The following is a 26,638-nucleotide window of genomic DNA, read 5'->3' on the forward strand; positions in this document are numbered from 1 at the left end:
GTCGACCTCAGACCGCGCCGGCGACGCCATCGTCGTCGGCGCGGATCGCGACCTTCTTGAGCGCCCCGACATAGCTGTCACGCCAGATGGCGACGTCGGTGTCGCGGACCACCCGCATCAGCGCCTGCCATTTGCGGATGCGCTCATGCAGCGGCATGGTCAGGGCCTTCTTGATCGCTTCCGACAGCTCCTCGCGGCTGAAGGGGTTGACCAGCAGGGCCTCGCCCATCTGCTCGGCGGCGCCGGCGAAGCGCGACAGGATCAGCACGCCGGGGTCCTCGGGATTCTGGGCCGCGACATATTCCTTGGCCACCAGGTTCATGCCGTCGCGCAGGGGCGTGACCAGACCGACCTTGGCCCCCCGATAGAGGCCCGCCAGCTGATCCCGGCGGAAGGTGCGGTTCAGATAGCGGATCGGCTGCCAGTCCATGTCGGCGTAGGCGCCGTTGATGCGCCCGGCCAGGGCCTCCAGCCGCCCGCGAATGTCCTGATAGGCGTCCACCTCGTCGCGCGAGATCGGCGTCACCTGCAACAGGAAGACCTCGCCGCGCATGGCGGGATTGTCTTCGAGGAACTGTTCAAAGCCCAGCAGCCGCTGCTCCAGCCCTTTGGAATAGTCCAGCCGATCCACGCCGACGATCATCGACCGGAAGGCCGCCGAGGCCGCCATCCGGTCATAGGTCTTGCCGCCCAGCACCGAGTCGCGCGCGGCCAGGAAGCCCTCCACGTCGATGCCGATGGGAAAGACCCCGCCCTGCACCCGCCGGCCGAAGGCCTCGATCATATGGTCGGGCGACACCCGCCCCCGCGCCTCGACCTCGACATAGCGTTCGAACAGACCCAGCCACTCGCGGGTCTGGAAGCCGACCAGATCGAAATAGAACATCGACTCCACCAGCCGTCGATGGTGCGGCAACGTCACCAGCAGTTGTCGCGCCGGCCAGGGCGTGTGCAGGAAGAAGCCGATCCGGTTCTTCACCCCTAAACGGCGCAGGTCCCGCGCCATGGGGATCATGTGGTAGTCGTGGATCCAGATGATGTCGTCGGGCTGGATCAGCGGCTGCAGCACCTCGGCGAAGCGGCGGTTGGTGCGCTCATAGCCCTCGCCGTAGGACCGCTCGTAGGCCGTCAGATCGACCCGGTGATGGAACAGGGGCCACAGGGTCTTGTTGGCGTAGCCGTTGTAATATTCATCGACGTCCTGCGGCTCCAGATCGACGGTGGCGACGGTGACGCCCGCCCGATCCTCGATGTTCAGTTCGCCGGTGAACTGCTCCACCGTTTCGCCGGACCAGCCGAACCACAGGCCGTCGTACTGGCGCAGCGCCGCCGACAGGGCCATGGCCAGTCCGCCCGCCGAACCCGCCGCCGGATCCCTGGGCGCCGAGACCCGGTTCGAAACGACGATCAAACGAGACATGGCAGCCGGCTCATCGCGCGTCGGTCCATGAGCGACTGAGCAGGACCGCACAGTTGATGATCCCGACCAGGGAATAGGTCTGCGGGTAGTTGCCCCACAGCTCCCCATCCTGAAGCGAGATGTCCTCGCTGAGCAGCCCGGCATGGGTGCGACGGCTCAGCATTTCGTCGAAGATGGCCCGCGCCTCCTCCGTTCGCCCATTCAGATGCAGGGCCTCGATGAACCAGAAGGTGCAGAAGTTGAACGCCGTCTCCGGCTCGCCGAAGTCGTCGGGGTGGATGTAGCGGAACAGATAGGGTCCCTTCTTCAGATCCCGCTCGACGGCCTCGAAGGTCTTGACCTGACGCGGATCGCGGGCGTCGAGGAAGCCCAGGTCGGTCATCTGCAGCAGGGAGGCGTCCAGTTCGGTCCCGCCGAAGCTGGCGGCGAAGCGGCCTTCGGCGGGCAGATAGGCCTCCGCCTCGATCCGCGCCCTGATCAGCCGCGCCCGCTCGTCCCACAGCTCGCCCCGTTCCTCGAGGCCCAGGTGCCGCGCCGCCTTGGCCAGCCGGTCGCAAGCGGCCCAGCACATGACCGAGGAATAGGTGTGGACCCGGGCGATGGTGCGGAACTCCCACAGGCCGGCGTCGGTCTGGTCGTGCATGGAGAAGGCGCGGTCGCCGACCTTTTCCAGGGCGTGGAAGTCCTCGACCGTGCCGGGCCGCAGCAGCCGCTCGTCGAAGAAGGCCTGAACCAGCGGCAAAACGATCTGGCCATAGACGTCATGTTGCAGATGCTCGTGCGCCTGATTGCCGACGCGCACCGGCTTCATGCCGCGATAGCCCTCGACGCTGTCGACGATCCGCTCGCCGATGTCGGCCTCCAGCCCGACGCCGTAAACCGGCTGGACATGGCCGCCGTCCGAGGCGTCGACCAGATTGCGCAGATAGCTGAGATAATTCTCCAGAATGTCCACCGCGCCCAGCCGGTTCAGCGCCCGCACCGTGTAATAGGCGTCGCGCACCCAGCAGTAGCGATAGTCCCAGTTGCGCCCGCTCTCGGGGAATTCGGGCACGGAAGTCGTCATGGCCGCGACGATGGCGCCGGTCTCCTCATAGACGCAGAGCCTCAGGGTGATGGCGGCGCGGATCACCGCCTCCTGCCAGTCCAGCGGCACATAGAGGGTCCGCGTCCACAGCTTCCAATGCAGCAGGGTCAGCTCCAGCGCCGCCGACACCCCGGCCGTGACCGACTGGTCGTAGCCCTCGTCCGGGCCGAGGAAGAAGGCCAGTTCGCCCTCCAGCCGGAAGGTCCGCTCGTCCAGCACATGGGTGACGGGGCAGTTGGTCGTCAGCCGCAGCGTCAGGTCGGTGCACAGATAGCGGATGTGGTTGGACCCCGACGTCTGCTCCGCCCGACGTGCGCCCCAGTCGGCCGAGAGCCGCAGCCGCACCGTGATGCGCGGCGCCCCCGACAGAGGCCGCACCACCCGTGCGAAGGCGGTGGGTCGATAGATGCGCGAGTGTTTCAGATGGCGCGGCGCGAAGTCGATGATCTCGACCGACGCGCCGCGCTCGTCCGTCATCACCGTGCGCAGGACGGCGGTGTTGCGCACATAGGCCTGCTCGATCGACGCCATGTCCGCCAGTTCAATGGCCCAGAAGCCATGCTCGGGATCGGCCCCGTCCATCAGGGCCGAGAACACCGGGTCGCCGTCGATGCGCGGCGCGCAGGCCCAGACGAAGCGGCCCTCGCGGTCGATCAGGGCGCTGACTGAGCAGTTGCCGATGGGGGCGAGATCGAGGTTGGGGCGGGTCATGCCTGGGCCTCCGCGATCCTGTCCAGCCAGTCCAGAACGGCGGCCACGTCGTCCAGCCGATAGCGCGCCGCCGTCGCGCGCCCAGGCCCGACCAGGACGCCGAAACCGCCCAGCCGTTCAGCCGCCTCGAACCCGTGCTCGTCGGTCAGGTCGTCGCCGACCATGATCGGCGTCGCGCCCTGGAACGGCGCCTCGGCCATGAAGGCGGTCAGGGCCGCCCCCTTGTCCGTGCCGGGGGTCTTCAGCTCCAGCACCATGGCGCCCGGCTGCAAGGCCAGGCCGGTTTCCTGAGCCAGCGACGCCGCCAGGGCCAGGGCCTCCGCCGACACGCCCGGGGCCTGACGGTAGTGCAGGCCCGCCGCCAGCTCCTTGTCTTCAACCAGCACGCCGGGCCGTTCGGCGGCGAAGGCGTCGAAGGCGGCCACCGCACGCCGCACGGCGGGATCCGGCATGCGGTTGGCCAGAGAGCCGTCGCCGCGCCGCCTTTGCAGGCCATGCACGCCCGAGGCGGCCCGCGTCGCCCCGTCGCTGATCCGGTCGATCTCGCTGAGCGTGCGGCCGCTGACGATGGCGACCCGTCCCTGCAGCCGATCCGTCAGCCGCCTCAGCACCTCGGTGCGCCGGGCGTCCGGCCCCACCGCGTCCGGCGTCGGCGCCAGGGGCGCCAGCACGCCGTCCAGATCCAAAAACAGGGCGGGCTTTTCAGGCGCGACGGGCGGCCTGGGCAGGCGTGAGGCGATCACCCCGGATGCAGACGGCATAAGGTCCGGACTCGTTTCTCTGCTGTTGTCGAGACTGGTGACAACGCGCGGGGACCGGGAAGGTTGTCCCCCTGGGTGACATTTCCGCCGCACCCTCGCCATTGTGCGAACAATCCAGATGGGGCAATTCGCGGATGCGCCACGAAGAACCGCCGCAGCGGTCCGGCGTTCAGGAGCCAAACCATGCCCGATTCCGTTCACTCGTCGCCCGAGCAGATCGCCGCGATGACGAACCGAGCGCGCGAGGTCGTGCGGCTGAACATCGAGGCCCTGGAGGCGCTGGAGCGGTCCATCGACGTCTCGATCGCGCGCGCCTGCGACATCATCCTGTCGCGACCGGGCTATCTGGTCGTCACCGGCATGGGCAAGTCGGGGCATATCGGCGGCAAGATCGCCGCCACCCTGGCCTCGACCGGCACCAACTCCTTCTTCGTCCACCCGGCGGAAATGAGCCACGGCGACCTGGGCATGCTGCGCCCCGACACCACCCTGCTGGCCATCTCCAACTCGGGCGAGAGCCGCGAACTGCGCGACCCCCTGCTCTTCTGCCAGCGCAACGACATTCCGGTGATCGGCATCACCCAGCGCGCCGGCAGCTTCCTGGGCCGTCACTCGGCCGTCAGCCTGACCATGCCCAAGGTGGCCGAGGCCTGCCCCAACGGTCTGGCGCCGACCACCTCGACCCTGATGACCCTGGCCATCGGCGACGCCCTGGCCATGGTGCTGATGGACCGGCGCGGCTTCACCCGGGAGGACTTCGGCTTGCACCACCCCGGCGGCGCCCTGGGCATGAGTCTGCAAAGCGTGCGCGAATGGATGGGCGACAACGCCGCTGCGCCGGCCGGCGTGCCGATGGACGCCAGCTTCAGCGCCGTGGTCTCGGCCATCAGCGCGGGCCGCAAGGGCGCGGTTGCGGTCCTGCACTCCGATGGCACCCTGGCGGGCATGATCACCGACGGCGACATCCGCCGCGCCTTCGCCAGCGATATCTCGGCCATCCGCGCCGAGGACATCATGAGCCGCTCTCCCATCACGGTGGATCCCGACGCCCGCATGAGCGACGTGGTCGATCTGCTGAGCGCCAACAAGATCGCCAACCTGTTCGTCGTCGATGACCACCGCCCTGTGGCCATCATCCACGTCGCCGAACTGATGCAGGCCGGCTACGTCTCCTGATGAGCCAGGACATCCTCTTCGACGCCAGCCGACTGCTGAGCCGCACCGACCGCAGCGCGCCGACCGGCGTCGATCGCGTCTGTCTGGCCTATGCCGAATGGCTGGTCGATCATCCCGACTACCGGATGGTGCCGGTGCGCTCGCGCCACGACCAGCTGGCCATGGTCGACGACGCCTGGTTCCGCGACTGCATTGTCGAACTGCGTCGTCGCTGGTCCGGCGCGGCGACCAGCCGCGCATTGAACGAGGCCGAACGCCGCCTGTTCGCCGCCCTGCAGGCGGACAAGCCGACCGCCTCGGTCATGAGCCAGGCCCCCGAGCCCGGTCATCCCAAGCGCAAGAAGACGCGCGCCTGGAAACAGTATTTCCGGGCCAAACGGGTCGCCGCCCCGCCGCCCGCCCGCCTCTATTTCAACGTCGGCCACACCAGTCTGAACACGCCGGACATCCTCGCCGGCCTGGGCGCCCAGGGCATTGATCGCGTCGTCATGCTGCACGACCTGATCCCCATCACCCACCCCGAGTTCTGCCGCCCCGGCGACGGCGCCAAACACCGCCGTCGGGTGGTCACGGCCCTGCGCCACGCCTCGCGGATCGTGGTCAACTCCCACTATACGGCCCATGAACTGCTGGCCTTCGCCGCGCGCGAGAGGCTGCCGGCCCCGCCCGTCGACGTCGCCCACCTGGGTCTGGAGCCGATCTTCCTCAAGGCCGAGCCCAGCCCCTCGCGACAGCCCTATTTCGTCCACGTCGGCACCATCGAGGCGCGCAAGAACCTCGCCTTCCTGCTGACCATCTGGCGCCGCCTGCAAGAGCGCATGGGCGACCTGGCCCCTCGCCTGGTGCTGATCGGCCGCTACGGCTGGGAGAATGAGGCGGTGCTCGACCACCTGCAGCGCTCGCCCAACCTGCAGGGCCTGGTGCATCAGGCCGAGAACCTGCCCGACACGGCCCTGGCCGACCTGATGCAGGGCGCCCAGGCGGTGCTGGCGCCCTCGTCCGTCGAAGGCTTCGACCTGCCCGCCGTCGAGGCCTGCGCCCTCGGCGTGCCGCTGATCGCCTCGGACATTCCTGCACACCGTGAACTGGTGCCGCAGGCGACCCTGATCGACCCCCTGGACGGCCTCGGGTGGCTGGCGGCCCTGGAGTCCGCGACCCGGCGGCGCCCCGCCGTGACCGCATACTCGCCGCCGACCTGGCCCGGACATTTCGCCACCGTCGAGGCGCGACTGGGCCTCCACCGCAGCGTCGGCTTCCCTCTCGCCAGCCAGGCATGAGACGGCGTCAAGGTTCGACGCTCATGCCTCTGGCCCGACGCCGCAAAGCCAAGTAATCACGGTGATGAACCGCCAGATCCCCGGAGCCGCCATGAAGCGATCCCTTCTGCCCCTGATGGCCCTCGCCCTTGTCGGCGGCTGCTCGACCCTGCCCGGCGACGGCCCCTCGGGCCGCACCGTGGTCGGAGACGCCGCCCACGTCGACAAGGCCGTGAACTACGCCCTTGTCGATGTGGACTTCACCGTCGGCGAAGTCATCAAGGCCGTGCCCCCGCGCTTCGGCGGCAGTCTGGCCGCCGGCGGCGCCGACACGCCCGTGGACGTCCTCGGCATCGGCGACACCCTGGCCGTGTCGATCTATGAGCCCAGCGGCGCCCTGTTCGGCACCCGCAACATGTCGCGCGACATCCAGACCGGCACTCAGGCCCTGCCGCCGCTGGTGGTCGACCGCTCGGGCGCGGTCAACGTGCCTTTCGCCGGCCGGGTTCAGGTCAACGGCCTGACCGGTCCCGAAGCCGCCGACGCCATCAAGCGCGCCCTGCGCGGCAAGGTCGGCGACCCGCAGGTCGTGGCCTACATCGCCCAGAACCCCTCGAACGCGATCACTGTGCTGGGCGACGTGCGCAGCCCCGGCCGCGCCGCCCTGTCGGTCAACACCGACCGGATTCTGGACGTCATCGCCGCCGCCGGCGGTCCGACCCGTCCGGCCGAGGACCTGATCGTCAACGTCCGCCGCGGCAATGAGACCTTCTCGGCGCCCCTGACGCTCGTTTCCACGGAATTCGGCGAGAACGTCCGCCTGCGCCGCGGCGACCAGATCAACCTGACCTACAAGCCCCGTCGCTTCACCGCCTTCGGCGCGGTCGGCGCCGTCAGCGAGCAGGACATGGGTCAGGGCCCGCTCAGCCTGACCGCCGCCCTGGCGCGCACGCGCGGCCTGGACACCCAGTCGGCCAACCCTCGCACCGTCATGGTGTTCCGCTTCGAACGCCCCGAAGTCGCCCAGGCGCTCGGCCTGCCCCAGGCCGCCACGCCGCGCGGCGTGCCCGTGGTCTACCGGGTGAACCTGGCCGAGGGTCAGGGCTTCTTCGTCGCCAACAACTTCATGATTCAGCCCGACGACGTGGTCTATGCGCCGCGCTCGGATTCGGCCGAAGCGCGCAAGTTCTTCGAGTTCGTGCAGTCGATCACCCGCGTGATCTACGACGTCTCGGCCACGAGCGCTCTGAACATCGACTAGGGCCATGTTCGGTCGCCTCGGACGCCGCCGTGCCGAATCCCTCGGGGAGCGGTCGAACGAGCGCCCCGAGGTGGCGGCCTCGACCGACGATCTGCTGACCCTGCTGCGGGCGATCGAAGCGGCGGCGGGCGAGGTCTATGGCCGCCACGGCCTGCCGCAACGTCCGGGCCACTATCGACGCCCTGCCGACAGCGACGCCTGGGAGCCTCTGGGCGACGCCCTGTCCCCCGCTGAAAAGTGGACCCTGATCGACACCGCACCCGAGGGCGGACGATGGCGCTACGCCGCCTATGAAGCCCTGGGCGCGCGCTCGGACGTCCCGGCCGTGCGACAGGCCTCCGCCCTGCTCGCCGCCTGTCAGGGCCTGCGCCACCGCCTGGCCGAGCGTTCGCTCATCTCGCCGCAGGACCTGGCGGACTCCATTCGCCTGGGCGAGGCCTGGCGGCGCCTGGCCGAGGACGCCGGGCACAGCGAACCGGCGGCGACGCCCCTGCACTTCCTTCCGCCCGATGAGGGCTGAGCCTCAGGCCTGACCGACCGCCTGCGCCAGCAGTTCGATCGACCGCACCCGCGCGGCGGGGTCCCATATCTGGCTGGTGATCATCAGTTCGTCGGCGCCGGTCTGAGCGATAAAGGCCTCTGTCGCCGCGCGCACCGTCTCGGGCGAACCGACGGCGGAACAGGCCAGGGCGGCGTCGATCATGCCGCGGGCGGCGCCGTCCAGACGTTCGTAATAGCCCGCGACCGGCGCCGGCAGCTTGCCCGGACGGCCCGTCCTCAGGTTGACGAAGGCCTGCTGGACCGAGGTGAACAGCAGGCGCGCCGCCTCGTCGGTCTCAGCGGCGAAGACGTTGTAGCCCAGCATGGCGTAGGGCTCAGCCAGATGGGCCGAGGGTCGGAAGGTCTGGCGATAGACGTCCAGCGCCCGCATCATGTCGCCCGGCGCGAAGTGGCTGGCGAAGGCGTAGGGCAGGCCCAGATGGGCCGCCAGCTGCGCCCCATAGGTCGAGGAGCCAAGGATCCAGATCGGCACGTCCTGGCCCTCGCCCGGGTTGGCGATGATGCGCTGATCCGGGGTCGCAGGGGCGAACCACTGCATCAGCTCCATCACGTCCTGAGGGAAGGCGTCGACGTCGCCCTGCAGCGTGCGGCGTAGCGCCCGCGCCGTCGCCTGATCCGAACCGGGCGCCCGGCCCAGGCCCAGGTCGATGCGGCCGAGGTGAAGAGCATTGAGGGTGCCGAACTGCTCGGCGATGACCAGGGGGGCGTGGTTGGGCAGCATGACGCCGCCGGCGCCGACGCGAATGGTCTGGGTCGCCGCCGCCACCGCGCCGATGACGACCGAAGTCGCGGCGCTGGCGATGCCCGGCATATTGTGGTGCTCGGCCAGCCAGAAGCGGCGATAGCCCAGCCGTTCGGCGTGGCGGGCCAGATCGAGGGTGTTGGCCAACGACTGGGAGACGTCGGAGCCCTCAGGCACCGGGGCGAGGTCGAGAATGGAAAGCGGGATCATCCGTCCGATATGGGGCCGCGCGTCAGCGGCGCCATACCAGTCGGCCCAGCGATCGTTCTCAGATGTCCACGCCCGTCGTGCGCATGATCTCGGCGCGCAACTCCGGCATCCCCGTGCCCTTTTCGGACGAGGTGACGAGAACCGCCGGATAGGCGGCGGGGCGTTTGGAGATGGCCTTCAGCGTCGCCGCCTGGACCTTTTCGGCCTCGCCCTTCTTCAGCTTGTCGGCCTTGGTCAGGACGATCTGATAGCTGACGGCGGCCAGGTCGAGGGCGTCCAGCGCCTCGTCGTCGACCTTCTTCAGGCCGTGGCGGGCGTCGATCAGCAGATAGACCCGCTTCAGCGTCACCCGGCCGCGCAGATAGTCGCGGCCCAGGTCCTGGAACTTCTTCACCGTGGTCTTGGACGCCTTGGCCCAGCCGTAGCCAGGCAGGTCGACCAGCCGCATCCGGCCGTCCAGGTCGAAGAAGTTGACCTCGCGCGTGCGGCCCGGCTCGTTCGAGGCGCGCGCCAGCTTGTGCATCCCGACCAGGGCGTTGATCAGGCTGGACTTGCCGACGTTCGACCGGCCCGCGAACGAGATCTCGGGCAGGTCGGGATCCGGCAGTTGCTCGATCTTGGCGCAGCCCAGGACGAAGGTGGCCTGGCGCGCGAACAGCACGCGCGCGGCCTCGATCTCGGCGTCCGAGTATTCTCCGACCTTGGGCTCTGCCGACGGTTGATCCAAGGGGTCAGGCTTTCTTGAAACGGGCGAAGAAGCTGTCGATCGGGTTCTCGGCTTTGAAGCGGTGCATGATGACATACTGCTGCGCGATCGAGAGGATGTTGTTCCAGGCCCAGTAGATCAGCAGGCCGGCCGCGAACGGGGCCATGATGAAGGTGAAGATGAAGGGCAGGAAGGCGAAGATCTGACGCTGCATCGGATCCTGGGCCGGCGGGTTCATCGACTGCTGCAGCCACATGGTCAGACCATAGACGATGGGCAGGACGCCCAGGTGCAGCGGGCCGTTCAGCAGACTGCCGGCCAGGGGCAGGGTCGCCGGGTCCCACGGAATGGCGCCGAACAGGTTCCAGATCGTCGACGGGTCGCGCGCCGACAGGTCGCGGATCCAGCCGTAGAAGGGGGCGTGGCGCATTTCGATGGTGACGAACAGCACCTTGTACAGGGCGTAGAAGACCGGAATCTGCACCAGGATGGGCAGGCAGCCCGCCAGAGGATTGATCTTCTCCCGCTGATACAGGGCCATCGTCTCCTGCTGCTGCTTCTGCGGGTCGTCCTTAAATTTCTTTTTGATCTCCTCCATCTTGGGCTGGAGGGTCCGCATCTTGGACAGGCTCTCGTAGGACTTGTTGGCCAGCGGGAACATGATCAGCTTGACCACGACGGTCAGGGCCAGGATGGCCAGGCCGAAGTTGCCGAGGACGCCGTAGAAGAACTCCACCACGGTGAAGATCGGGCGCGTCAGGAACCAGAACATTCCCCAGTCGATGGCGTAGACGAAGCGCGGCAGGTCCAGCGACTGCTCGTAGGACTTCAGCACCTCGGCGCGCTTGGCGCCGGCGAACAGACGCTGGGTCTCCTCGATCTGGCGGCCCGGCTGGATGGTGCGGGTCGCGCCCAGCATGGCGGCTTCGTGGACGTTCAGGCCCTCGGCGTCGCGGACGGCGAAGCGGCCCTCGACCGTTTCCTTCTGGTCCGGGATGAGGGCGGCCATCCAGTACTTGTCGGTGATGCCCAGCCAGCCGCCGGTCGACTGGTTTTCGATGCGGGGTTTCTTGGCCCAGTCCTTGTACTTGACCTGTTCCGTGGTGAACTTGCCGTTCGCGCCGAAGGTGCCGATGGCGCCTTCATGCAGGATCATCTGCTTGCCCAGATCCGTGGGCACGCCCTGGCGCTCGACGCGGCCATAGGGGGCGATGGTGATCGGCTGGCCGCTCAGGTTGGCGACGGTGTCGGTGACGGTGAAGACGTATTGGGCGTCGATGGCGATGACGCGGGTGAAGCGCAGGCCGTTTCCATTGTCCCAGGTCAGCTCGACCGGGGTGGTCGGCGTCAGGGTCGCGCCCTTGGTCAGGCTCCAGACCGTGTTCGGACCGGGAACGCCGCCGGCGACGTTAGGGCCGCTCCAGCCGAACTGGGCGAAGTAGGCGTGCTCCATGCCTTGCGGGCGGAACAGTTCCACCGGGGGCGAATTCTTGTCCAGCGTCTCGCGATAGTCGGTCAGGTAGAGATCGTCGATACGCGCGCCCTGCAGCGACAGCGAGCCCTTCAGCTTGGGCGTCTGGATCGACACGCGAGCCGCCGTGCCCAGGGCCTGGGCGCGGTTCGTCACGAAGGCGGCGGGCGCGGTCGCCCCCGACGTCAGACCGGCGTCGGTCGTCGCGGCCTTCTCCTCGGCGGCGGCGGCCTGGGCCTGGCGGCGCATCTCGGCCTGGGGACGCATCACCATGAAGTAGTACACGCCCATGATCAGGGCCGCGCACACGAAGAAGATGATGGTGTTGCGCGAATTCTCGTTCTGCATCGGGGTCAGCGGTCCTGGCCGGTGGGGCGCGAATCGTCAGAGGCGCGGGCGGGCGATTTCGCCTCGTCTCCCATATCGGGAGCCGCGCGCGGGGTTGCGAGCCTTGTAAGGGCCGATTTCACATCGTCAAGCAAGCGGTCCCAGTCGCGGTCCGCCGTGCCCATGCGGGCGATGAACACATAGTCGCAGCCGGGGCGTCCGTGCAGGGGCGCCAGAAGCCGCGCGGCCTCGCGCAGGCGGCGTTTGCAGCGGTTGCGGACCACGGCCCCGCCGACCTTGCGGGTGGCGGTGAATCCCAGGCGGATCGCGGTCTGTCCGTCCTGACGGTCCAGTTGCTGGACCACCACGGCGCCGCGGGCCTGAGAAACGCCTTTGGCGGCCGCCAGAAACTGGGGCCGCCGTGTCAGGCGATCGATTTTCATCGGATCGGTCATGCGCCCGCCCTGAAGGGTAATGGGCGCGTGACGTCAGGCCGTCAGGCGCTTACGGCCTTTGGCGCGGCGACGCGCAACAATCTTTTGACCGTTCTTGGTGGCCATCCGCGAACGGAAGCCGTGACGGCGCTTGCGCACGAGTCGCGACGGCTGATAGGTCCGCTTCACGTTCGGCTCCAGGGCTACAGGGTTTCACAACGGACAACAGTCATCCGCTGCAGGAGGCGGGCGTATAAGCGGCGACGACGGACGAGTCAACGCTGACAAGCGATCCAGGACCTCGCAGCGGGCCTGAAACTTCTAGGGAAGCTGCGCGGCGTCGGTTACGGAGCAGGGATGAACCGGGTCAAACGATTTCTGCCCCTCGCCGTCCTGCTGGCGGCGATCGCGCTGATCTTCGGCATGGGGTGGAACCGCTACCTGTCGCTGGACACGCTGCGCGAGCACGGCGCGGCGTTTCAGGCCCTGGCGGACGAGCACTATATCCTGACCCTGCTGGCCCTGATGCTGGTCTTCGCCCTGCTGACCGCCAGCGTGGTGCCGGGCGTGGTCTTCATCACCGTGACGGCCGGCTATCTGTTCGGCCCCTGGGTCGGGGGCGTGGCTACGGCCTTCGCCGCCACCGTGGGCGCCCTGGCCGTCTATTATGTCGGCCGCACCGCGCTGGGCGAATCCCTGCGTCGTCGCGCGGCCCAGAACACGGGCCTGCTGAAGAAGGTCTGCGAGGGCGTGGACAGAAACACCTTCTGGTACGTGCTGGTGGCGCGTCTGGTGGTCTCGGTCCCCTTCCACCTGATCAATGTGGCGGCGGGCGTCATGGCCGCGCCCTTGCGTCCCTATATGATCGCCACCTTCATCGGCCTGCTGCCGGCCCACATCATCTATTGCTGGATCGGCGCGGGGCTGAACGACATTCTGGTGGATGATCCCGATCCGAACCTGCAGAGCCTGTTCGCCGAGTTCATGTGGCCGCTGCTCGGCGTCGCCTTCCTGTCAATGCTGCTGCCCCTGGCGCTCAAATTAGTGCAGAAATGGCGGGCTCGGCACGGCATGGACGCCGCATGACGGAACGGAACGCGATCGAGACTCGACTGCCAACGCGCCCCCGCGACCAGACGGGCCTGATCGCGCGTCTGCAGGCCGTGCGCCTGCCAAAGCGCCTGCCCGCCGTTTGGCGCGAGCGGTTGACGCCCCGCGCCCCCGACGGCCTGTCCAGCCGCCTGCTGCTGCTGACCGTGGCCTTCACCCTGGCGGTCGCCGCCCTAATCATCGTGCCCAGCGCCGCCTCCTTCCAGGAGCGGTGGCTGATGGACCGGCTGCAGGGCGCCGAACTGGCCTCGGTCGGGGTTGAGGCCCTGCCCTATTCCGCCGTCGAGGATTCCACCGCCGAACAGCTGCTGAGCATCGGCGGCGTCCAGTCCGTCGTGGTCGGCGAACAGGGCGTGCGGCGCCTGCTGCTGCAAGCCCCCAACCTGCCGCGCGCGCCCGATCTGATCGACCTGCGCCAGCGCAACATCGGCGCCCGGCTGCTGGACCCGTGGAAGACCCTGTTCGGCCACCCCGACCGTTCGATCCGGGTTCAGGCCGAGCCGCGCTATCGCTCGGGCGACTTCATCGAGATCCTGGCCCCGGCCCAGCCGCTGAAGGTCGAGCTGAAGACCTTCCTGCTGAACAGCCTGACCATGTCCCTGCTGATCGCCGTGGTCGCGGGCGGCCTGCTCTACGCCTCCCTGTCCTTCCTGGTCCTGGCGCCCCTGCGTCGGGTGACGCGCTCGATCGAGCGTTTCGCCGCTAATCCCGAAAGCCCGGCTGAGACGCCCTCGGACCGCCACGACGAAATCGGCCGGGTCGAGCGCGAACTGGCGCGGATGCAGGAAGAAGTGCGCCAGTCGCTGCGCTCGCGCGCCCGTCTGGTGGCCCTGGGCGAGGCGGTGGCCAAGATCAACCACGACCTGCGCAACATGCTGACCTCGGCCCAGATGGCGTCCGAGCGTCTGTCCAGCTCGTCCGACCCCCTGGTGGCCAAGGCCCTGCCCCGGCTGGAGCGCGCCCTGGGCCGCGCCGCCGCCCTGGCCCGCAACGTGCTGGAGTACGGCAAGTCCGAAGAGGCCGCGCCCCAGTTGCAGAAGATGCTGCTGGCCCGCGCCGTCGCCGTCGCCGCCGAGGACGCGGGACTGGAGCAAGACGGCGTGCGCCTGGTCCGCGCCCTGCCGGCCCGCTTCACCGTCAACGCCGACAGCGACCAGCTGCATCGCATCCTGGTCAACCTGATGCGCAACGCCCGTCAGGCCATCGAGAGCGATCCGGCGCGCGAAAAGAAGGGCGAGATCCGCGTCTGGGCCGAGGCCCGCGACGGCGTCGTCGCCATCCAGATCACCGACGACGGCCCGGGCATTCCCGAACGCCTGGCCGGGCGGCTGTTCGAACCCTTTGTCAGCGGCCGCGCTTCGGAGGGCACGGGCCTGGGCCTGACCATCTCGCGCGAGCTGGCCGCCAACCACGGCGGCGAACTGCGCCTGCTGGACACCGGGCCGGCGGGCACGACCTTTGAACTGCGTCTGCCGGCCTGAGCGCCGCCGCAGCCATTTGTCCCGTTCGGACGTTGTTTCGCTCTAGGGTCGGAAAAGCCAAGCTTCGACCCCGCCTCATCTGTTCGGCAAGGAGAGACCCATGACCCGTGCCCTTCGCCCGCACCGCGCCGCCCTTCTCGCAGCGTCCCTTCTCGCAGCCGCTCTGAGCGCCTTCCTGGCGGCTCCCACGCTGGCCCAGACCCCGACACCCGCCAAGCCCTCCCAGGCGGCCCCCAGCGACCCTGTAGCCGACCTGCTGCGTCGTCAGGGCGAGCGTTACCACCGCGCCCCGGATTCGGCTCAGGACCCCGACGAACTGCGCCGGACCCAGGCCCTGAACGCCGAGATCGTCGCCCAGAACGACCTGGCCGAGAACGAGGACCGCGCCAACGCCGCCGCCCACGCCCAGGCGCAAGCCCGCTATCAGGCGGAGATCGAGCGGACCGAGGCCGACGCCCGCGCGGCCCGCGAACAACATGAAACCGACCTGCGCGCCGCCGCCGAAGCCCAGGCGCGCTATGAGCGACAGATGGCCGACTGGCGCGCCACGGTCGCGGCCTGCCAACGCGGCGACCGCGCCCGCTGCAACGCCGGGCGTCAGGCCCCGAACTAGAGCGCGCCGGACAAGAAAAGGGCGCCGCCGGCCTTCGCCGCGACGCCCTTTCGCCCCCTCATGAACCGCAGCGATCAGTCCTCGGTCGTCTCGCGGCGCTTCATCATGGCGTCGAAGCTGTCCCAGACGCCGTCGGCGCCGTGCCACGACCCTTGCGTCGCGGCCTTGGAGTATTCGGTGGCGCGGGCCTCGAAGAAGTTGGCGTGCTCCACGCCGCTGAGCAGCGACTGCAGCCAGGGCAGCGGGTTTTCCGTCACGCCGTAAACCTCGGGCAGCTTCAGCTGACGCAGGCGCCAGTCGGCGATGAAGCGGATGTAGGCCTTGATATCGTCCGGCGTCATGCCGTGCACCGGGCCCATTTCGAAAGCCAGGTCGATGAACTTGTCTTCCATCTCGACCACCGTCTTGCAGCAGTCGACGATGTCGTCGGCCACAGCCTTGGTGACGGCGCCCGTCTCCTTGTTGAAGGCGTGGTACAGCTTGATGATGCCTTCGCAGTGCAGGCTCTCGTCGCGCACCGACCAGCTGACGATCTGGCCCATGCCCTTCATCTTCGACTGGCGCGGGAAGTTCATCAGCATGGCGAAGCTGGCGAACAGCTGCAGCCCTTCTGAGAAGCCCCCGAACATGGCCAGGGTCCGGCAGATGTCGGCGTCGGTCTCGACCCCGAACTGGCCCATGAAGTCATGCTTGTCGCGCATGGCCTCGTATTCCATGAAGGCGCCGAACTCGCTCTCGGGCATGCCGATGGTTTCGAGCAGCAGGGCGTAGGCCGCGATATGGATCGTCTCCATATTGGCGAACGAGGCCAGCATCATCTTCACTTCGGTCGGTTTGAACACCCGGCCGTAGCGCTCCATGTAGTTGTCCTGGACCTCGATGTCGGCCTGGGTGAAGAAGCGGAAGATCTGCGTCAGCAGGTTGCGCTCGCTGTCGGTCAGGTTGGCCGCCCAGTCCTTGACGTCCTCGCCCAGCGGCACCTCTTCGGGCATCCAGTGGACCTGCTGCTGCTTCTTCCACATGTCGAAGGCCCACGGATAGCGGAAGGGCTTGTAGGCCGCCGAGGGCGTCAGCAGTCCGGCCGTTCCGGGGCGGATGATCGAGGAGTGGGCGTTCATCAAAATGACCTGAAGCGAATCCGGGAGATGTGAGTTTCACCATGCGTCCCGGCGCGCGCGGCGCCAAGTCGGAATACGCCTATCTTGCGTTCATATTTTCATCCGACCGCTAGATATGGTGGTCGGAGACGAATCAGATGGGGAGAAGCCTGGGGATGAGTTTCACGCTTTACGGCGCCGCTGGCTCGGGATCGGTCCCGGTCGAGGCGGCCATGACCCTGATCGGACTGGACTATAGCGTCGTAGAGGCCGTGACCTGGGAGGGCGAGGCCGAGCGCGATAAGGTCGCCGTCGCCAACCCCATGCGCCAGATCCCGGTCCTGATCACGCCCGACGGCGAGACGATTACCGAAAGCGCCGCCATCCTGATCTGGCTGGCCGACACCTATCCCGAGGCGCGCCTGGGGCCGAGGCTCGACGACCCGCGCCGGGCGCAGTTCCTGCGCTGGATGACCTTCATCCCCGCCGCCATCTATTCGATGTTCTGGGTGCGAGACGTGCCATCGCGGCTGGTCGGAGACGACCCCGCAGCGCAGGATGAGGTGAAGCGCCGCACCGCAGAGCGCATCGCCGAGTGCTGGCGGATCATGGACAGCCAGGTCACGCCGGGCCGCTTCCTGCTGGGCGACGAACTGAGCGTGCTCGACCTCTATGTCGCCGTCGCCAGCCGCTGGACGCCGCGCCGGACGCGCTTCTACGCCGAGGCGCCGCGCATGGCCGAGGTGGTGCGCCGAGTGGACGCCCTGCCCGCGCTGCAGAGCTTCTGGGTCGAGCGCTTCCCCTTCGGGTCCGACGAGATCTAGGCCGCCCGCGCCGTCCGAGCGGCCGCCGCCTGCATCGCTTGGTCGATGGCGGCGTAGAGACGGACGTGGGTGATCGGCTTGGCCAGATGGCCGTCCATGCCGGCGCAGCGGCAACGGTCGGCGTCCTCGGGCATGGCGTCGGCGGTGACAGCCAGGATCGGCGCGACCGCCACGGGCGAGGCCAGGGCGCGGATCTGGCGGGTGGCGGCCAGGCCGTCCAGATGCGGCATTCGCACATCCATCAGGATCAGGTCGAACATCTCCTCGCCCGCGCGCTGAACCGCCTCCAGTCCGTCGGTCGCCTCGACCGTTTCGCAGTCGGCGGCGGCCAGCATCAGCCGCATCATCTCGCGGTTCACCGGGTGGTCGTCGACGATCAGCACCCGCATGGCCCGATCGGTCTCTTCGATCGCAACGGCCGGCTCCTCCAAGAGCCTGGCCAGGGGCACGGTCAAAACAAAAGTCGCCCCCTCGCCCACGACGCTGCGCGCCTCGATCCGCCCGCCCATCCGCTGGGCCTGGGCCTGAACCAGCGGCAACCCCACCCCGGCCCCCACATGGCGACGTCGCAGGGAATCGTCGCCCTGGACGAAGGCTTCGAACAGATGAGGCATCAGGGCCGGTTCGATGCCGACGCCCGTGTCGGTCACGGTGATGACGATCGCGCCGCCGTCGTAGCCGGCCGTCACCCGCACCTCGCCCCGATCCGTGAACTTGACGGCGTTGAAGATCAGGTGATGCAGGGCCTGACGCAGTCGGCGGCGTTCGCCGACGAACCTCCCCAGCGCCTCGGGTTCGACGACCAGAGCCACCGGCAAGCCCTTGGCCTTGGCGTTCGCCAGGGCCGGGGCGGCGGCCTCCTGCAACAGCTCGACCAGATTCAGCGCCTCAGCGGCGGCCTCCTCCCCGCCGCGCGAAAACTCCAGCACGTCTTCGACCAGCATCAGCATGGCGTCGCCCGAGCGGCGGATGGCCTCCACCTGCGCGGCGACCTCGCCCGGCAGATCCGCCCGCCGCGACAGCAGGTCGGCATAGCCGACGACGCCGTTCAGCGGGGTGCGCATCTCATGGCTCATCAGGGCGAGGAACCGCGACTTGGCCGCGTCGGCCGCTTCGGCCTCGGCTCGCGCCTTGAGCGCGACGGCCGTCCGGTGCTGCAGGCGCGCGGTCAACTGACGGCGCTCGCTCATCAAGGTGCTGACAGGCAGGGCGGTGATCACCGTGACCAGCAGGAAGACGTAGTAGGCGCCCATCTGCCGCATGCGCAGCGGCACACCGGCCAGGTCCGGGATGTCGGACACCGGCGTCAGCATCACCGGGCCGTGGCCGGTCAGCGTCGCCACTCCGCTGATCGCCGTCGTCAGGATCAGGGCGGCGGCGGTCCACGGCGGCGACAGGCGGAAGGCCACCAGCAGCAGCGGCGGCAGGATCAGAAAGGCCATGGCCTCCGGCCGACTGAAGACCCAGGCCGTCGTTGCGGCCAGCAGCATCAGAAGACCAGCCGTTTCCAGGGGCCGCGCTGCGCCTTCGCCGCGGAAGCGATGGGCGCGCGCCAGCAACAGCAGGGGCGGGGTGACGATCAGCAACCCCAGCAGTTCCATGCTGAACATATGCCGCCAGGCGAAGGCGGCGTAGATCGGTGAATAGTCACGCAGCCATGCGCCCGCTGCGATCGACAGGGTCGTGCTGAACGCCACCGTCGGCGCTACGGCCAACAGGCCAAAGGCGATCAGGCGCCGGGGCCGGCGCATATCCAGGGCCGCGCCGCCGACGCGACGGGCCAGCAGAGCCGCGACCAGCACCTGGCCCATGTTCAGCACGGCGTTGACCAACAGAATCGGCATGGTGTCGCCGCGCAGGACATTGCTGCCCAGGTTCAGCACGAAGCAGGCGAGCAGAACCGCCACGGCCTGACGTCGGTGCAGTTGCAGCAGGGCGGCCAGCATGACGCCGTTGGCGGGCCAGACGATGATGGCCTGGAAGGTCGAGGCGCTCCACTGACCAAGCAGCAGGCAGGCGGCGAACAGCAGGACATAGGCAAGGGGCGGCGGCCCCGCCTCCCGTCCCGCGTCATGGCGAAACAACCGCCAACGTCCGGCCATACCAACCCCCGACATTCCCCGAAAAGACGGTGCGGCCCAAACGTAAAGAAAACCTGCCCGCCGGAGTGCGCGGAATCGCTTAGAACGAGGGTCGAAAGCCTAGATCAGTCCCATGGTCCGGGCGTCGGCCTCCAGCCCCTCGCGGAACTGCGGCGCGGCCAGGCCGATCAAGGCGCGGGCGCGCTGGTCCGCTGTCAGGCCGCGCAGATTGACCCAGCCGTGCTCGGTGACAACGATCTGCGTGTCGTTGCGCGGCGTCGTCACCGGCCCGTCCAGCCGGGCGACGATGCGCGAGACTGTTCCCTTGGCCGCTGTCGAGTGGCAGGCGATGATCGACTTGCCGCCCTTTGACGCCGAGGCGCCGCGCACGAAGTCCAGTTGGCCGCCCGCCGCCGTATATTGCCGCCCGTTCAGATATTCCGAGCAGCAGGCGCCGAAGAGGTCGATCTGAAGCGTGGCGTTGACCGACACCATCCGGTCGTTGCGCGCGATCACCGCCGGGTCGTTCACATAGTCGACGGGATGGGCCTCGACCGCCGGGTTCTCGTTCAGGAAGTCATAGGTCGAGCGGTCGCCCATGGAAAAGGTGAAGACCGTCTTGCCCGGATGCAGGGTCTTCTTCGCATTGGTCACGACCCCGGCCCGCATCAGCTCGACCAGGCCCGGCGTCAGCATCTCGGTATGGATGCCCAGATCCGCATGGTCGTGCAGGGCGGCGCAGACCGCGTCCGGCAGGGCGCCGATGCCCATCTGCAGGGTCGAGCCGTTCTCGACCAGACCGGCGATGAGACCGCCGATCACCACATCCTGCGGCTGCTGCGGGGCCTTGCCCGCCTCCAGCAAGGGCGCGGCGTGCTCGACCAGGGCCGTGACCTTTGACACATGCACCGTGCAGTCGCCGAAGACGCGCGGCATGTGCGGATTGACCTCCAGGATCACCCGCCGGGCCGTCTTGGAGGCCGCAAGAGCGTAGTCGGTATTGGCGCCAAAGCTGAAGTTGCCGTCGGCGTCCATGGGGGAAACGGTGGCCAGCAGGGTGTCGACCCCGATCTCATGCGTCAGGACGTGCGGTGTCTGCTGGAAGCCGGTCGGCATGAACCAGACGGCGCGCCGCCCTTCTTCGATTCCGCGCGCCTCCAGCTTCCGCTCGATGGCGCCGTGGAACAGGCTGTGGGGCCGCAAGCGGTCGGTCAGGTCGAAGCGCAGCACCGTCTCGCCGGCGATGGCGGTGGACAGCAGGTAGTAGATGTCGACATCCCCGACCTCATGGGCTTCGGCGCGGTCGGCCAGGGCCTTCAGCAGGGCCGGCGGCTGGCCGACGCCGAGGGCCATGGCCACCTTGGCCCCCGACGGGATCAGGGCGGCGGCGGCGGCGGGCGCCATCAGGCGCTCTGCATATTGAGCGGCATAGTCGGTCATGGCGTGTCCTCGAACGGCCGTTCGGCTCTGTTCGCACCGTTATCCGGCGCCCGGCGCGTCCCGACCGCTAGACATTGGTCGAAGGCGCGTCCTGCAGCGGCGCGTCGTGAAGCCGCTGCCGCCGTTCGATCCCATAGGCGATCAGCCACAGAATCATGGCCCAGGCCGCGCCAATGCTCCATCCGGCGAAGACGTCCGAAGCCCAGTGCGCGCCCAGATAGATGCGGGTCAGGCCGATCAGCAGGGCGATCAGGACCGCGCAGCCGAGGACATAGGCCTTCAGCCGCTTCTTGGGAAAAGCCCGCGTCAGCATGACCCCCAGCGTCAGATAGAAGACCGTCGACAACAGGGCGTGGCCTGAGGGGAAGCTGGCGTTCAGCGTCTCGACCGCCTGAAACTCCAGCGGCGGGCGCTCGCGCTCGAACAGGGATTTCAGGCTCTCGCTCAGCGTCACCCCGCCGCCCAGGCCGACGACCAGCAGCAGGGCCGAGAGCCGCTTGCCCTGAATCAGCAGGAAACCGACGGCGATCAGGGCGAACAAGGTCAGGACCGAGACTCCGCCCAGCGAGGTGATGTCGGCCGCCGCCTCATGCAGCCACCACGGTCCCCAGGGTCGGCTCGGATCGTCGGCGAGGGGCCGGACCGCGTGCAGCACCGCCTGGTCGAAGGCCTGGCCGTCGGCCTCACGCATGTCGTCGGCCACCTCGATGAAGGTCAGCGTCCCCAGGGCCACGACCAGCAGGGCGGCGACGGCGGCGATTTCGGTGCGGGCCACGCGCAGGGCGCGGCTCAGGAAGGCGGTCGGATGCGGAGCCATGAGCCGCTAACGGTCAAGCTGGAGAGGCGTTCCCCCGCCCGACTCATCACGCGCTTGTGAAGTTCGAACCCTGACGGCTTGACGGTTGTCTTTTCCGACTTTTCCACAGGGCGCCAGGCGTGAATCTGTGGACCCCACATCGGTCGGGCAAGATCAAGTCTTTACCTGCCATTAGCGATATGCGCCCATACATCTAGCCGAGCACGGGAACAGAAACACCATATCTAGTGTTTCAATCCGGCACGGGTCTTCTAACGGATTTGTTCGGGGCAGTGACGAAAATGGCTGGCGGCGAAGCTTTGCAGACGACGGAATTCACGGCGCTTTCTACGGCTCCGGCCGGCGACAAGCCCCAGCTGAAGGTGGTCACGGGCCTGACCCTGGACCGTTCGCGCGACGCCCTGCTGACCGATTTCGGCAAGAAGACGCTGGAAGACCGCTACCTGCTGCCCGGCGAAAGCTATCAGGACATGTTCGCCCGCGTCTCGACGGCCTATGCCGACGACGCCGACCACGCCCAGCGCATCTACGGCTATATGTCCAAGCTGTGGTTCATGCCCGCCACGCCCGTCCTGTCGAACGGCGGCGCCGACCGCGGTCTGCCGATCAGCTGCTTCCTGAACGCCGTCGGCGACAGCCTCGACGGCATCCAGAACGTGTGGAACGAAAACGTCGCCCTAGCCTCGAACGGCGGCGGCATCGGCACCTATTGGGGCGGCGTCCGCTCCATCGGCGAGAAGGTCAAGGGCGCCGGTCAGACCTCGGGCATCATCCCCTTCATCCGCGTGATGGACTCCATGACCCTGGCGATTTCGCAGGGCTCGCTGCGCCGCGGCTCCGCCGCCGTCTATCTGGACATCCACCACCCCGAGATCGAGGAGTTCCTCGAGATCCGCAAACCCTCGGGCGACTTCAACCGCAAGTCCCTGAACCTGCACCACGGCATCAACATCACGGACGAGTTCATGGAGGCGGTGAAGACCGGCTCCACCTTCGACCTGAAGTCGCCGAAGGACGGCGAGGTCATGAAGACCGTCGACGCCCGCTCGCTGTGGACCAAGCTGCTCGACATCCGCATGCAGACGGGCGAGCCCTATCTGATCTTCTCGGACACGGTAAACCGCCAGATGGCGCCGCACCAGCGCGACCTGGGCCTGAAGGTCAAGCAGTCGAACCTGTGCGCGGAAATCATGCTGCACACCGGCAAGGACCACCTGGGCGCGGATCGCACCGCCGTCTGCTGCCTGTCCTCGGTCAACGCCGAGACCTTCCTGGAATGGCGCGAAGAGCCCAAGTTCATCGAGGACATCATGCGCTTCCTGGACAATGTCCTGGAAGACTTCATCCACCGCGCGCCGCCCGCCATGGCGGCGGCCGTCTACTCGGCCAAACGCGAGCGGTCGGTGGGCCTGGGCCTGATGGGCTTCCACTCCTTCCTGCAGGGGCAGGGCGTGGCCTTTGAATCGGCCATGGCCAAGTCGTGGAACATGCGCCTGTTCAAGCACCTGCGTCGCGAGGCCGACAAGGCCAGCCGCGCTCTGGCCGAAGAAAAGGGCGCCTGCCTGGACGCCGCCGAACGCGGCGTGATGGAACGCTTCTCGCACAAGCTGGCCATCGCCCCGACCGCCTCGATCTCGATCATCTGCGGCGGCACCTCGGCGGGCATCGAGCCGATCCCGGCCAACATCTATACGCACAAGACCCTGTCGGGCTCGTTCGCGGTCAAGAACCCCTACCTGCAGAAGCTGCTGGGCGAAAAGGGCATCGACACCGAGGCCGTGTGGAGCTCGATCCTCGAACACGAAGGCTCGGTCCAGCATCTGGAGGCCCTGTCGGACGACGAGAAGGGCATCTTCAAGACCGCCTTCGAGCTGGACCAGCGCTGGGTGGTCGAACTGGCGGCCGACCGCGCGCCGGAAATCTGCCAGGCCCAGTCGCTGAACCTCTTCATCCCCGGCGACGTGAACAAGTGGGACCTGCACATGCTGCACTGGTCCGCCTGGGAACGCGGTGTGAAGTCGCTCTATTATCTGCGCTCGAAATCGGTGCAGCGCGCCGCCTTCGCCGGCGCCGAGGACAAGGCCGAGGCCGAGATCGATCCGAACCAGCCGGACCTCTTCTCGGCCGCCCCCACCGACTACGACGAGTGCCTGGCCTGCCAGTAGGCGTCCCTCGCATCACAATCTGCTGATCCCGCCGCCCGGAGGAACCGACCTCCGGGCGGTTTCGTTTGGTCGAGGCAGGATTGTGGCTCGAAAGAGGCCGTTGCAGTTCCCCCGCGTTAGTGCAGAGTGGTTTCTGTTAACGGCTTTGGGAGGGACCGTTGGTGCGTGCAGAGGCTTGCCTCGTGGGTGTTCTGATCGTCGTGGGCCTGCCCATGACGGCGAGCGCCCAGGCGACCGCCTCGTTCGCAGGCCCCATCGCCGCCTCCCCCGTCGCCGCCTCAGGCAGCGACGCCGTCCAGTTCGAGGACGCCGCGGCCAGGCTGGAAAACGAAATCGCCTTTACCGCCACGGATACGCCCTTCGGCGCCCCCCTTGCTGTGTCGGGCTCGCCCGCCGGTCGGGACGCCTTCACCATCACCCAAAGCGAAGCCTGGTTCGCCGGCAACGGCTTCACCGACCGGCTGCGCGTCGTCGCCCGGGGCGCGCCGCGCCGCGCCGACGGAGCGCCGGTGCCGCCGCGCGCGCTGGACGCCCGCGCCCATGACGGCGAAAGCTTTGACGTCTCCTATACGCGCGGCTGGGTGGCGGCGCAGGGGCGCACGGCCTCGGGTCTCGAGGTCTCGCTGACGCCCCACGCCGGGGTCGGCTTCGGCAGCGACGGCACGACCGCCGAGGCGGGCGCCACGCTGAAGATCGGCGAGGGCCTGGACCGTCTGGCGCCCGACGGCGACGAAGCCTTTGGCGAACGTCCGCGCTGGTATGTCTACGCCGCCGGGTCGAAGCGGGCTGTCGGCTACAACTTCGCCCGCACCCGCGACGGCGACTTCGCCGGCTCGGGCATGAGCCACGACGCCGGAACCTATCTGGGCGACGCCTCCATCGGCGTGGCCTATCGCCGGGGCGCGATCCATAGCTCGTTCGGCATCGTCTATCGCGAGATCGAGGCCAACGGCATCCGAGCCTACAACGGCATCAAGACCGACGTGTCGGAAGGCCTGGTGGCCTTCCAACTGACGATCCGGCCTCGCGAATAGATCAACGCCTACTGGCCGCGCGTCACGCCCTCGCGACGAGAATCCGCCCCGCCGTCCCAGCGCCCATTGCGCCACAGGGCGCCGTGCAGACCCGAGGTCTCGGTCGTGTTGGGCCGCAGTTCGACGCCGCGCGCCGCCATGCCCGCGCGCACGTCAGCCGGGAAGCCCTCGGTGTCGGCGCCGAAACCGCCGCCCTTGGCCACCAGGTTCGGCAGGTCGAAGGCCTCCTGCAGCGGCAACCCCCATCCCAGGGCGCCGATCAGCGCCTTGGCGTTGTAGGCCAGGATGGACGAGCCGCCGGGCGAACCCATGGCCCCGACCAGACGCCCTTGGCGATCCAGCACGATGATCGGCGACATGGACGAACGCGGACGCTTGCCCGCCGCCACGGCGTTGGCCGCGGGCGTGCCGTCCGCGGCCGTCGGGACCAGCGAGAAGTCGGTCAGCTGGTTGTTGAGGAAGAAGCCGCCCGCCATCCGCCCCGAGCCGAACAGGCTCTCGACCGTGGTGGTCATGCTGACGACGTCGCCCTGGGCGTCGACCACGACGAAGTGCGAGGTGCCCGCCGGTTCGCGCGTGGCGTCGGCTCCGACCCGCGGCGCGCCGGGCGGCGTCCCGAACGGCGCGGCCCCGCGCAAGGCCGGGGCCAGGGCTGCACGCTCGGCCACATAGGCCGGGTCCAGCAGGCCGGCGACCGGCACCGAGACGAAAGCCGGATCGCCATAGTAGCGATCGCGGTCGGCGTACATCAGCCGCTGCAGCTGGGCGAAGGCGGCCCAGGCCTCGGGGCTCTGCGCCCCCTTGTCGAGATCGGGCGTCCGCTCGCCCATGGCCAGAAGCTGCAGGATCGACGCCCCGCTGGACGGCGGCGGCGGCACGCAGACGACATAGACCTTATAGGGCCCGCAGACGGCCTCGCGCACGATGGGCCTATAGGCGGCGATGTCGGCGGCGGTCAGCCCGCCCGGACGCGGCCCCTCGGCCACGGCGGCGGCGATGGCCTCGGCCAGCCGTCCCGACTGGATGCCCGCCGCCCCCTCGCGCGCGAGCGTCCGCACCGTCTCGGCATAGGCGGGGTTCTTCAGCACGTCGCCCGCGACGTAGCGGGCGCCGTCCGGCTTGGTGAAATACTCGGTCGCCCAGCGGGTCTTGGCCTGGGGCGCGTCCGACGCGATCATCCCCGCCAGACGCGGGCTGACGACGAAGCCGTCCTGGGCCAGCGTCTCGGCGTCGCCGAACAGCTCGGACCAGGGCAGCGCCCCGTGCTGCTGCTGCGCCAGGGCCAGCATGGGCATGACGCCCGGCGCTCCGGTCGAACGCCCGCTCAGCACCGCATCGACGAAGGGCAGCGGCCGCCCGTTCTCATAAAAGAGCTCCGGCGTGGCCGAGGCCGGCGCCGTCTCGCGCCCGTCATAGACGGTGATCGCCTGGCTCTCGGCGTCGTAGAACATCATGAAGGCGCCGCCGCCCAGACCCGACGACTGCGGCTCGACCAGACCCAGGACGGCCTGCACCGCCACGGCGGCGTCCACCGCCGACCCGCCGCGCGCCAACACCTGCATCCCGGCCTCGACCGCCAGAGGGTTGGCCGCCGAGACGAAGGGCCCGCGCGCGGGCGCCTGCGCGGTCGCCGCGACCGTTTCCACAGCCGTCGCCTCCGCGACCGGCGCCGTGGCGCATCCCGCCAGCATAAAGGCGCCGACGGCCGCCCCCGTCAGAATGAGCGAAATCTTGCGCCGACGGTTCGACGAGGGGTTGGAATAGGCGCGCACGCGACGGCTCCTGCGGGGTTCGGGGAGAGGTTCATGCCTAGTGCCACAGGGCCACGAGGCCAAGCCCGCATTTTCTATCGG

At 68.5% G+C, this 26,638-nt stretch carries 23 protein-coding genes; 10 read left to right on the forward strand and 13 right to left on the reverse strand.

Going from position 1 to position 26,638, the window contains the following annotated elements:
• Window positions 1-7 precede the first annotated feature (7 nt).
• The 3 genes from AC3IS2_RS12695 to otsB are packed head-to-tail and all read right to left on the reverse strand — an operon-like array spanning window position 8 to window position 3,979.
• Entirely contained in the window at window positions 8-1,420 is a 1,413-nt protein-coding gene (locus AC3IS2_RS12695) for an alpha,alpha-trehalose-phosphate synthase (UDP-forming) (RefSeq protein ID WP_489198144.1), read from the reverse strand.
• Window positions 1,421-1,430: 10 nt separating this feature from the next.
• On the reverse strand, window positions 1,431-3,218 hold the full coding sequence (locus tag AC3IS2_RS12700) for a glycoside hydrolase family 15 protein (protein WP_489198145.1): 1,788 nt from the start codon (window positions 3,216-3,218) through the stop codon (window positions 1,431-1,433).
• Window positions 3,215-3,979, reverse strand: coding sequence for a trehalose-phosphatase (gene otsB, locus AC3IS2_RS12705; RefSeq protein ID WP_489198146.1), 765 nt, complete (start codon window positions 3,977-3,979; stop codon window positions 3,215-3,217). The genes AC3IS2_RS12700 and otsB overlap by 4 nt, the downstream gene beginning before the upstream one ends.
• A gap of 183 nt (window positions 3,980-4,162) precedes the next feature.
• Between otsB and AC3IS2_RS12710 the strand changes: the two genes are divergently transcribed.
• The 4 genes from AC3IS2_RS12710 to AC3IS2_RS12725 all read left to right on the forward strand — a co-directional run bounded on the left by AC3IS2_RS12710 (window position 4,163) and on the right by AC3IS2_RS12725 (window position 8,192).
• Entirely contained in the window at window positions 4,163-5,155 is a 993-nt protein-coding gene (locus tag AC3IS2_RS12710; RefSeq protein WP_489198147.1) for a KpsF/GutQ family sugar-phosphate isomerase, read from the forward strand.
• Complete coding sequence (locus AC3IS2_RS12715; protein ID WP_489198148.1) at window positions 5,155-6,432, forward strand: glycosyltransferase family 4 protein; 1,278 nt, start codon at window positions 5,155-5,157, stop codon at window positions 6,430-6,432. Before AC3IS2_RS12710 ends, AC3IS2_RS12715 begins: the two co-directional genes overlap by 1 nt.
• A 91-nt stretch (window positions 6,433-6,523) precedes the next feature.
• Complete coding sequence (locus AC3IS2_RS12720; protein WP_489198149.1) at window positions 6,524-7,672, forward strand: polysaccharide biosynthesis/export family protein; 1,149 nt, start codon at window positions 6,524-6,526, stop codon at window positions 7,670-7,672.
• Between the two features lie 4 nt (window positions 7,673-7,676).
• Window positions 7,677-8,192: a hypothetical protein gene (locus AC3IS2_RS12725; protein ID WP_489198150.1), complete on the forward strand. Its 516-nt coding sequence runs from the start codon at window positions 7,677-7,679 to the stop codon at window positions 8,190-8,192.
• Between the two features lie 3 nt (window positions 8,193-8,195).
• Here AC3IS2_RS12725 and AC3IS2_RS12730 read toward each other — a convergent pair whose 3' ends face one another.
• The 5 genes from AC3IS2_RS12730 to rpmH are packed head-to-tail and all read right to left on the reverse strand — an operon-like array spanning window position 8,196 to window position 12,312.
• Window positions 8,196-9,185 (reverse strand): LLM class flavin-dependent oxidoreductase, encoded by a 990-nt coding sequence (locus AC3IS2_RS12730; protein WP_489198151.1) that lies wholly within the window; start codon window positions 9,183-9,185, stop codon window positions 8,196-8,198.
• A gap of 58 nt (window positions 9,186-9,243) precedes the next feature.
• On the reverse strand, window positions 9,244-9,912 hold the full coding sequence (yihA, locus tag AC3IS2_RS12735) for a ribosome biogenesis GTP-binding protein YihA/YsxC (RefSeq protein ID WP_489198152.1): 669 nt from the start codon (window positions 9,910-9,912) through the stop codon (window positions 9,244-9,246).
• Window positions 9,913-9,916: 4 nt separating this feature from the next.
• Window positions 9,917-11,710 (reverse strand): membrane protein insertase YidC, encoded by a 1,794-nt coding sequence (gene yidC / locus AC3IS2_RS12740; protein WP_489198153.1) that lies wholly within the window; start codon window positions 11,708-11,710, stop codon window positions 9,917-9,919.
• A gap of 5 nt (window positions 11,711-11,715) precedes the next feature.
• Window positions 11,716-12,144, reverse strand: coding sequence for a ribonuclease P protein component (gene rnpA, locus AC3IS2_RS12745; protein WP_489198154.1), 429 nt, complete (start codon window positions 12,142-12,144; stop codon window positions 11,716-11,718).
• Window positions 12,145-12,177: 33 nt separating this feature from the next.
• The gene (gene rpmH / locus AC3IS2_RS12750) at window positions 12,178-12,312 is read right to left on the reverse strand and encodes a 50S ribosomal protein L34 (protein ID WP_003164000.1); all 135 of its coding nucleotides are present in this window, start codon (window positions 12,310-12,312) and stop codon (window positions 12,178-12,180) included.
• Window positions 12,313-12,480: 168 nt separating this feature from the next.
• Between rpmH and AC3IS2_RS12755 the strand changes: the two genes are divergently transcribed.
• The 3 genes from AC3IS2_RS12755 (at window position 12,481) to AC3IS2_RS12765 (ending at window position 15,327) form a co-directional block, all read left to right on the forward strand.
• Window positions 12,481-13,209 (forward strand): TVP38/TMEM64 family protein, encoded by a 729-nt coding sequence (locus AC3IS2_RS12755; protein WP_489198155.1) that lies wholly within the window; start codon window positions 12,481-12,483, stop codon window positions 13,207-13,209.
• Window positions 13,206-14,714, forward strand: coding sequence for a sensor histidine kinase (locus AC3IS2_RS12760; protein ID WP_489198156.1), 1,509 nt, complete (start codon window positions 13,206-13,208; stop codon window positions 14,712-14,714). The genes AC3IS2_RS12755 and AC3IS2_RS12760 overlap by 4 nt, the downstream gene beginning before the upstream one ends.
• A gap of 100 nt (window positions 14,715-14,814) precedes the next feature.
• Window positions 14,815-15,327 (forward strand): cell wall hydrolase, encoded by a 513-nt coding sequence (locus AC3IS2_RS12765; RefSeq protein WP_489198157.1) that lies wholly within the window; start codon window positions 14,815-14,817, stop codon window positions 15,325-15,327.
• A gap of 74 nt (window positions 15,328-15,401) precedes the next feature.
• Here AC3IS2_RS12765 and AC3IS2_RS12770 read toward each other — a convergent pair whose 3' ends face one another.
• Entirely contained in the window at window positions 15,402-16,445 is a 1,044-nt protein-coding gene (locus AC3IS2_RS12770) for a ribonucleotide-diphosphate reductase subunit beta (protein WP_489198158.1), read from the reverse strand.
• Between the two features lie 155 nt (window positions 16,446-16,600).
• Between AC3IS2_RS12770 and AC3IS2_RS12775 the strand changes: the two genes are divergently transcribed.
• Window positions 16,601-17,248 carry a glutathione S-transferase family protein gene (locus tag AC3IS2_RS12775; RefSeq protein WP_489198159.1) on the forward strand — a complete coding sequence of 216 codons (648 nt, stop codon included), beginning with the start codon at window positions 16,601-16,603 and terminating at the stop codon, window positions 17,246-17,248.
• Here the strand turns inward: AC3IS2_RS12775 and AC3IS2_RS12780 are convergent.
• The 3 genes from AC3IS2_RS12780 to AC3IS2_RS12790 all read right to left on the reverse strand — a co-directional run bounded on the left by AC3IS2_RS12780 (window position 17,245) and on the right by AC3IS2_RS12790 (window position 21,586).
• Window positions 17,245-19,350, reverse strand: a complete 2,106-nt coding sequence (locus AC3IS2_RS12780; protein ID WP_489198160.1) for a hybrid sensor histidine kinase/response regulator — start codon at window positions 19,348-19,350, stop codon at window positions 17,245-17,247. The two genes, AC3IS2_RS12775 and AC3IS2_RS12780, sit on opposite strands and share 4 nt — an antisense overlap.
• 99 nt (window positions 19,351-19,449) lie before the next feature.
• Entirely contained in the window at window positions 19,450-20,769 is a 1,320-nt protein-coding gene (locus AC3IS2_RS12785) for an acetyl-CoA hydrolase/transferase family protein (protein ID WP_489198161.1), read from the reverse strand.
• Window positions 20,770-20,836: 67 nt separating this feature from the next.
• The gene (locus tag AC3IS2_RS12790) at window positions 20,837-21,586 is read right to left on the reverse strand and encodes a phosphatase PAP2 family protein (RefSeq protein ID WP_489198162.1); all 750 of its coding nucleotides are present in this window, start codon (window positions 21,584-21,586) and stop codon (window positions 20,837-20,839) included.
• A 281-nt stretch (window positions 21,587-21,867) separates the two neighbouring features.
• Between AC3IS2_RS12790 and AC3IS2_RS12795 the strand changes: the two genes are divergently transcribed.
• Window positions 21,868-23,751 (forward strand): ribonucleoside-diphosphate reductase subunit alpha, encoded by a 1,884-nt coding sequence (locus AC3IS2_RS12795; protein WP_489198163.1) that lies wholly within the window; start codon window positions 21,868-21,870, stop codon window positions 23,749-23,751.
• Window positions 23,752-23,933: 182 nt separating this feature from the next.
• Window positions 23,934-24,785: a lipid A-modifier LpxR family protein gene (locus AC3IS2_RS12800; RefSeq protein WP_489198164.1), complete on the forward strand. Its 852-nt coding sequence runs from the start codon at window positions 23,934-23,936 to the stop codon at window positions 24,783-24,785.
• 8 nt (window positions 24,786-24,793) lie between these two features.
• Here AC3IS2_RS12800 and AC3IS2_RS12805 read toward each other — a convergent pair whose 3' ends face one another.
• On the reverse strand, window positions 24,794-26,557 hold the full coding sequence (locus AC3IS2_RS12805; protein ID WP_489198165.1) for a gamma-glutamyltransferase family protein: 1,764 nt from the start codon (window positions 26,555-26,557) through the stop codon (window positions 24,794-24,796).
• Window positions 26,558-26,638: the final 81 nt, after the last annotated feature.

The sequence above is a fragment of the Brevundimonas sp. KH_025 genome, from assembly GCF_057839885.1.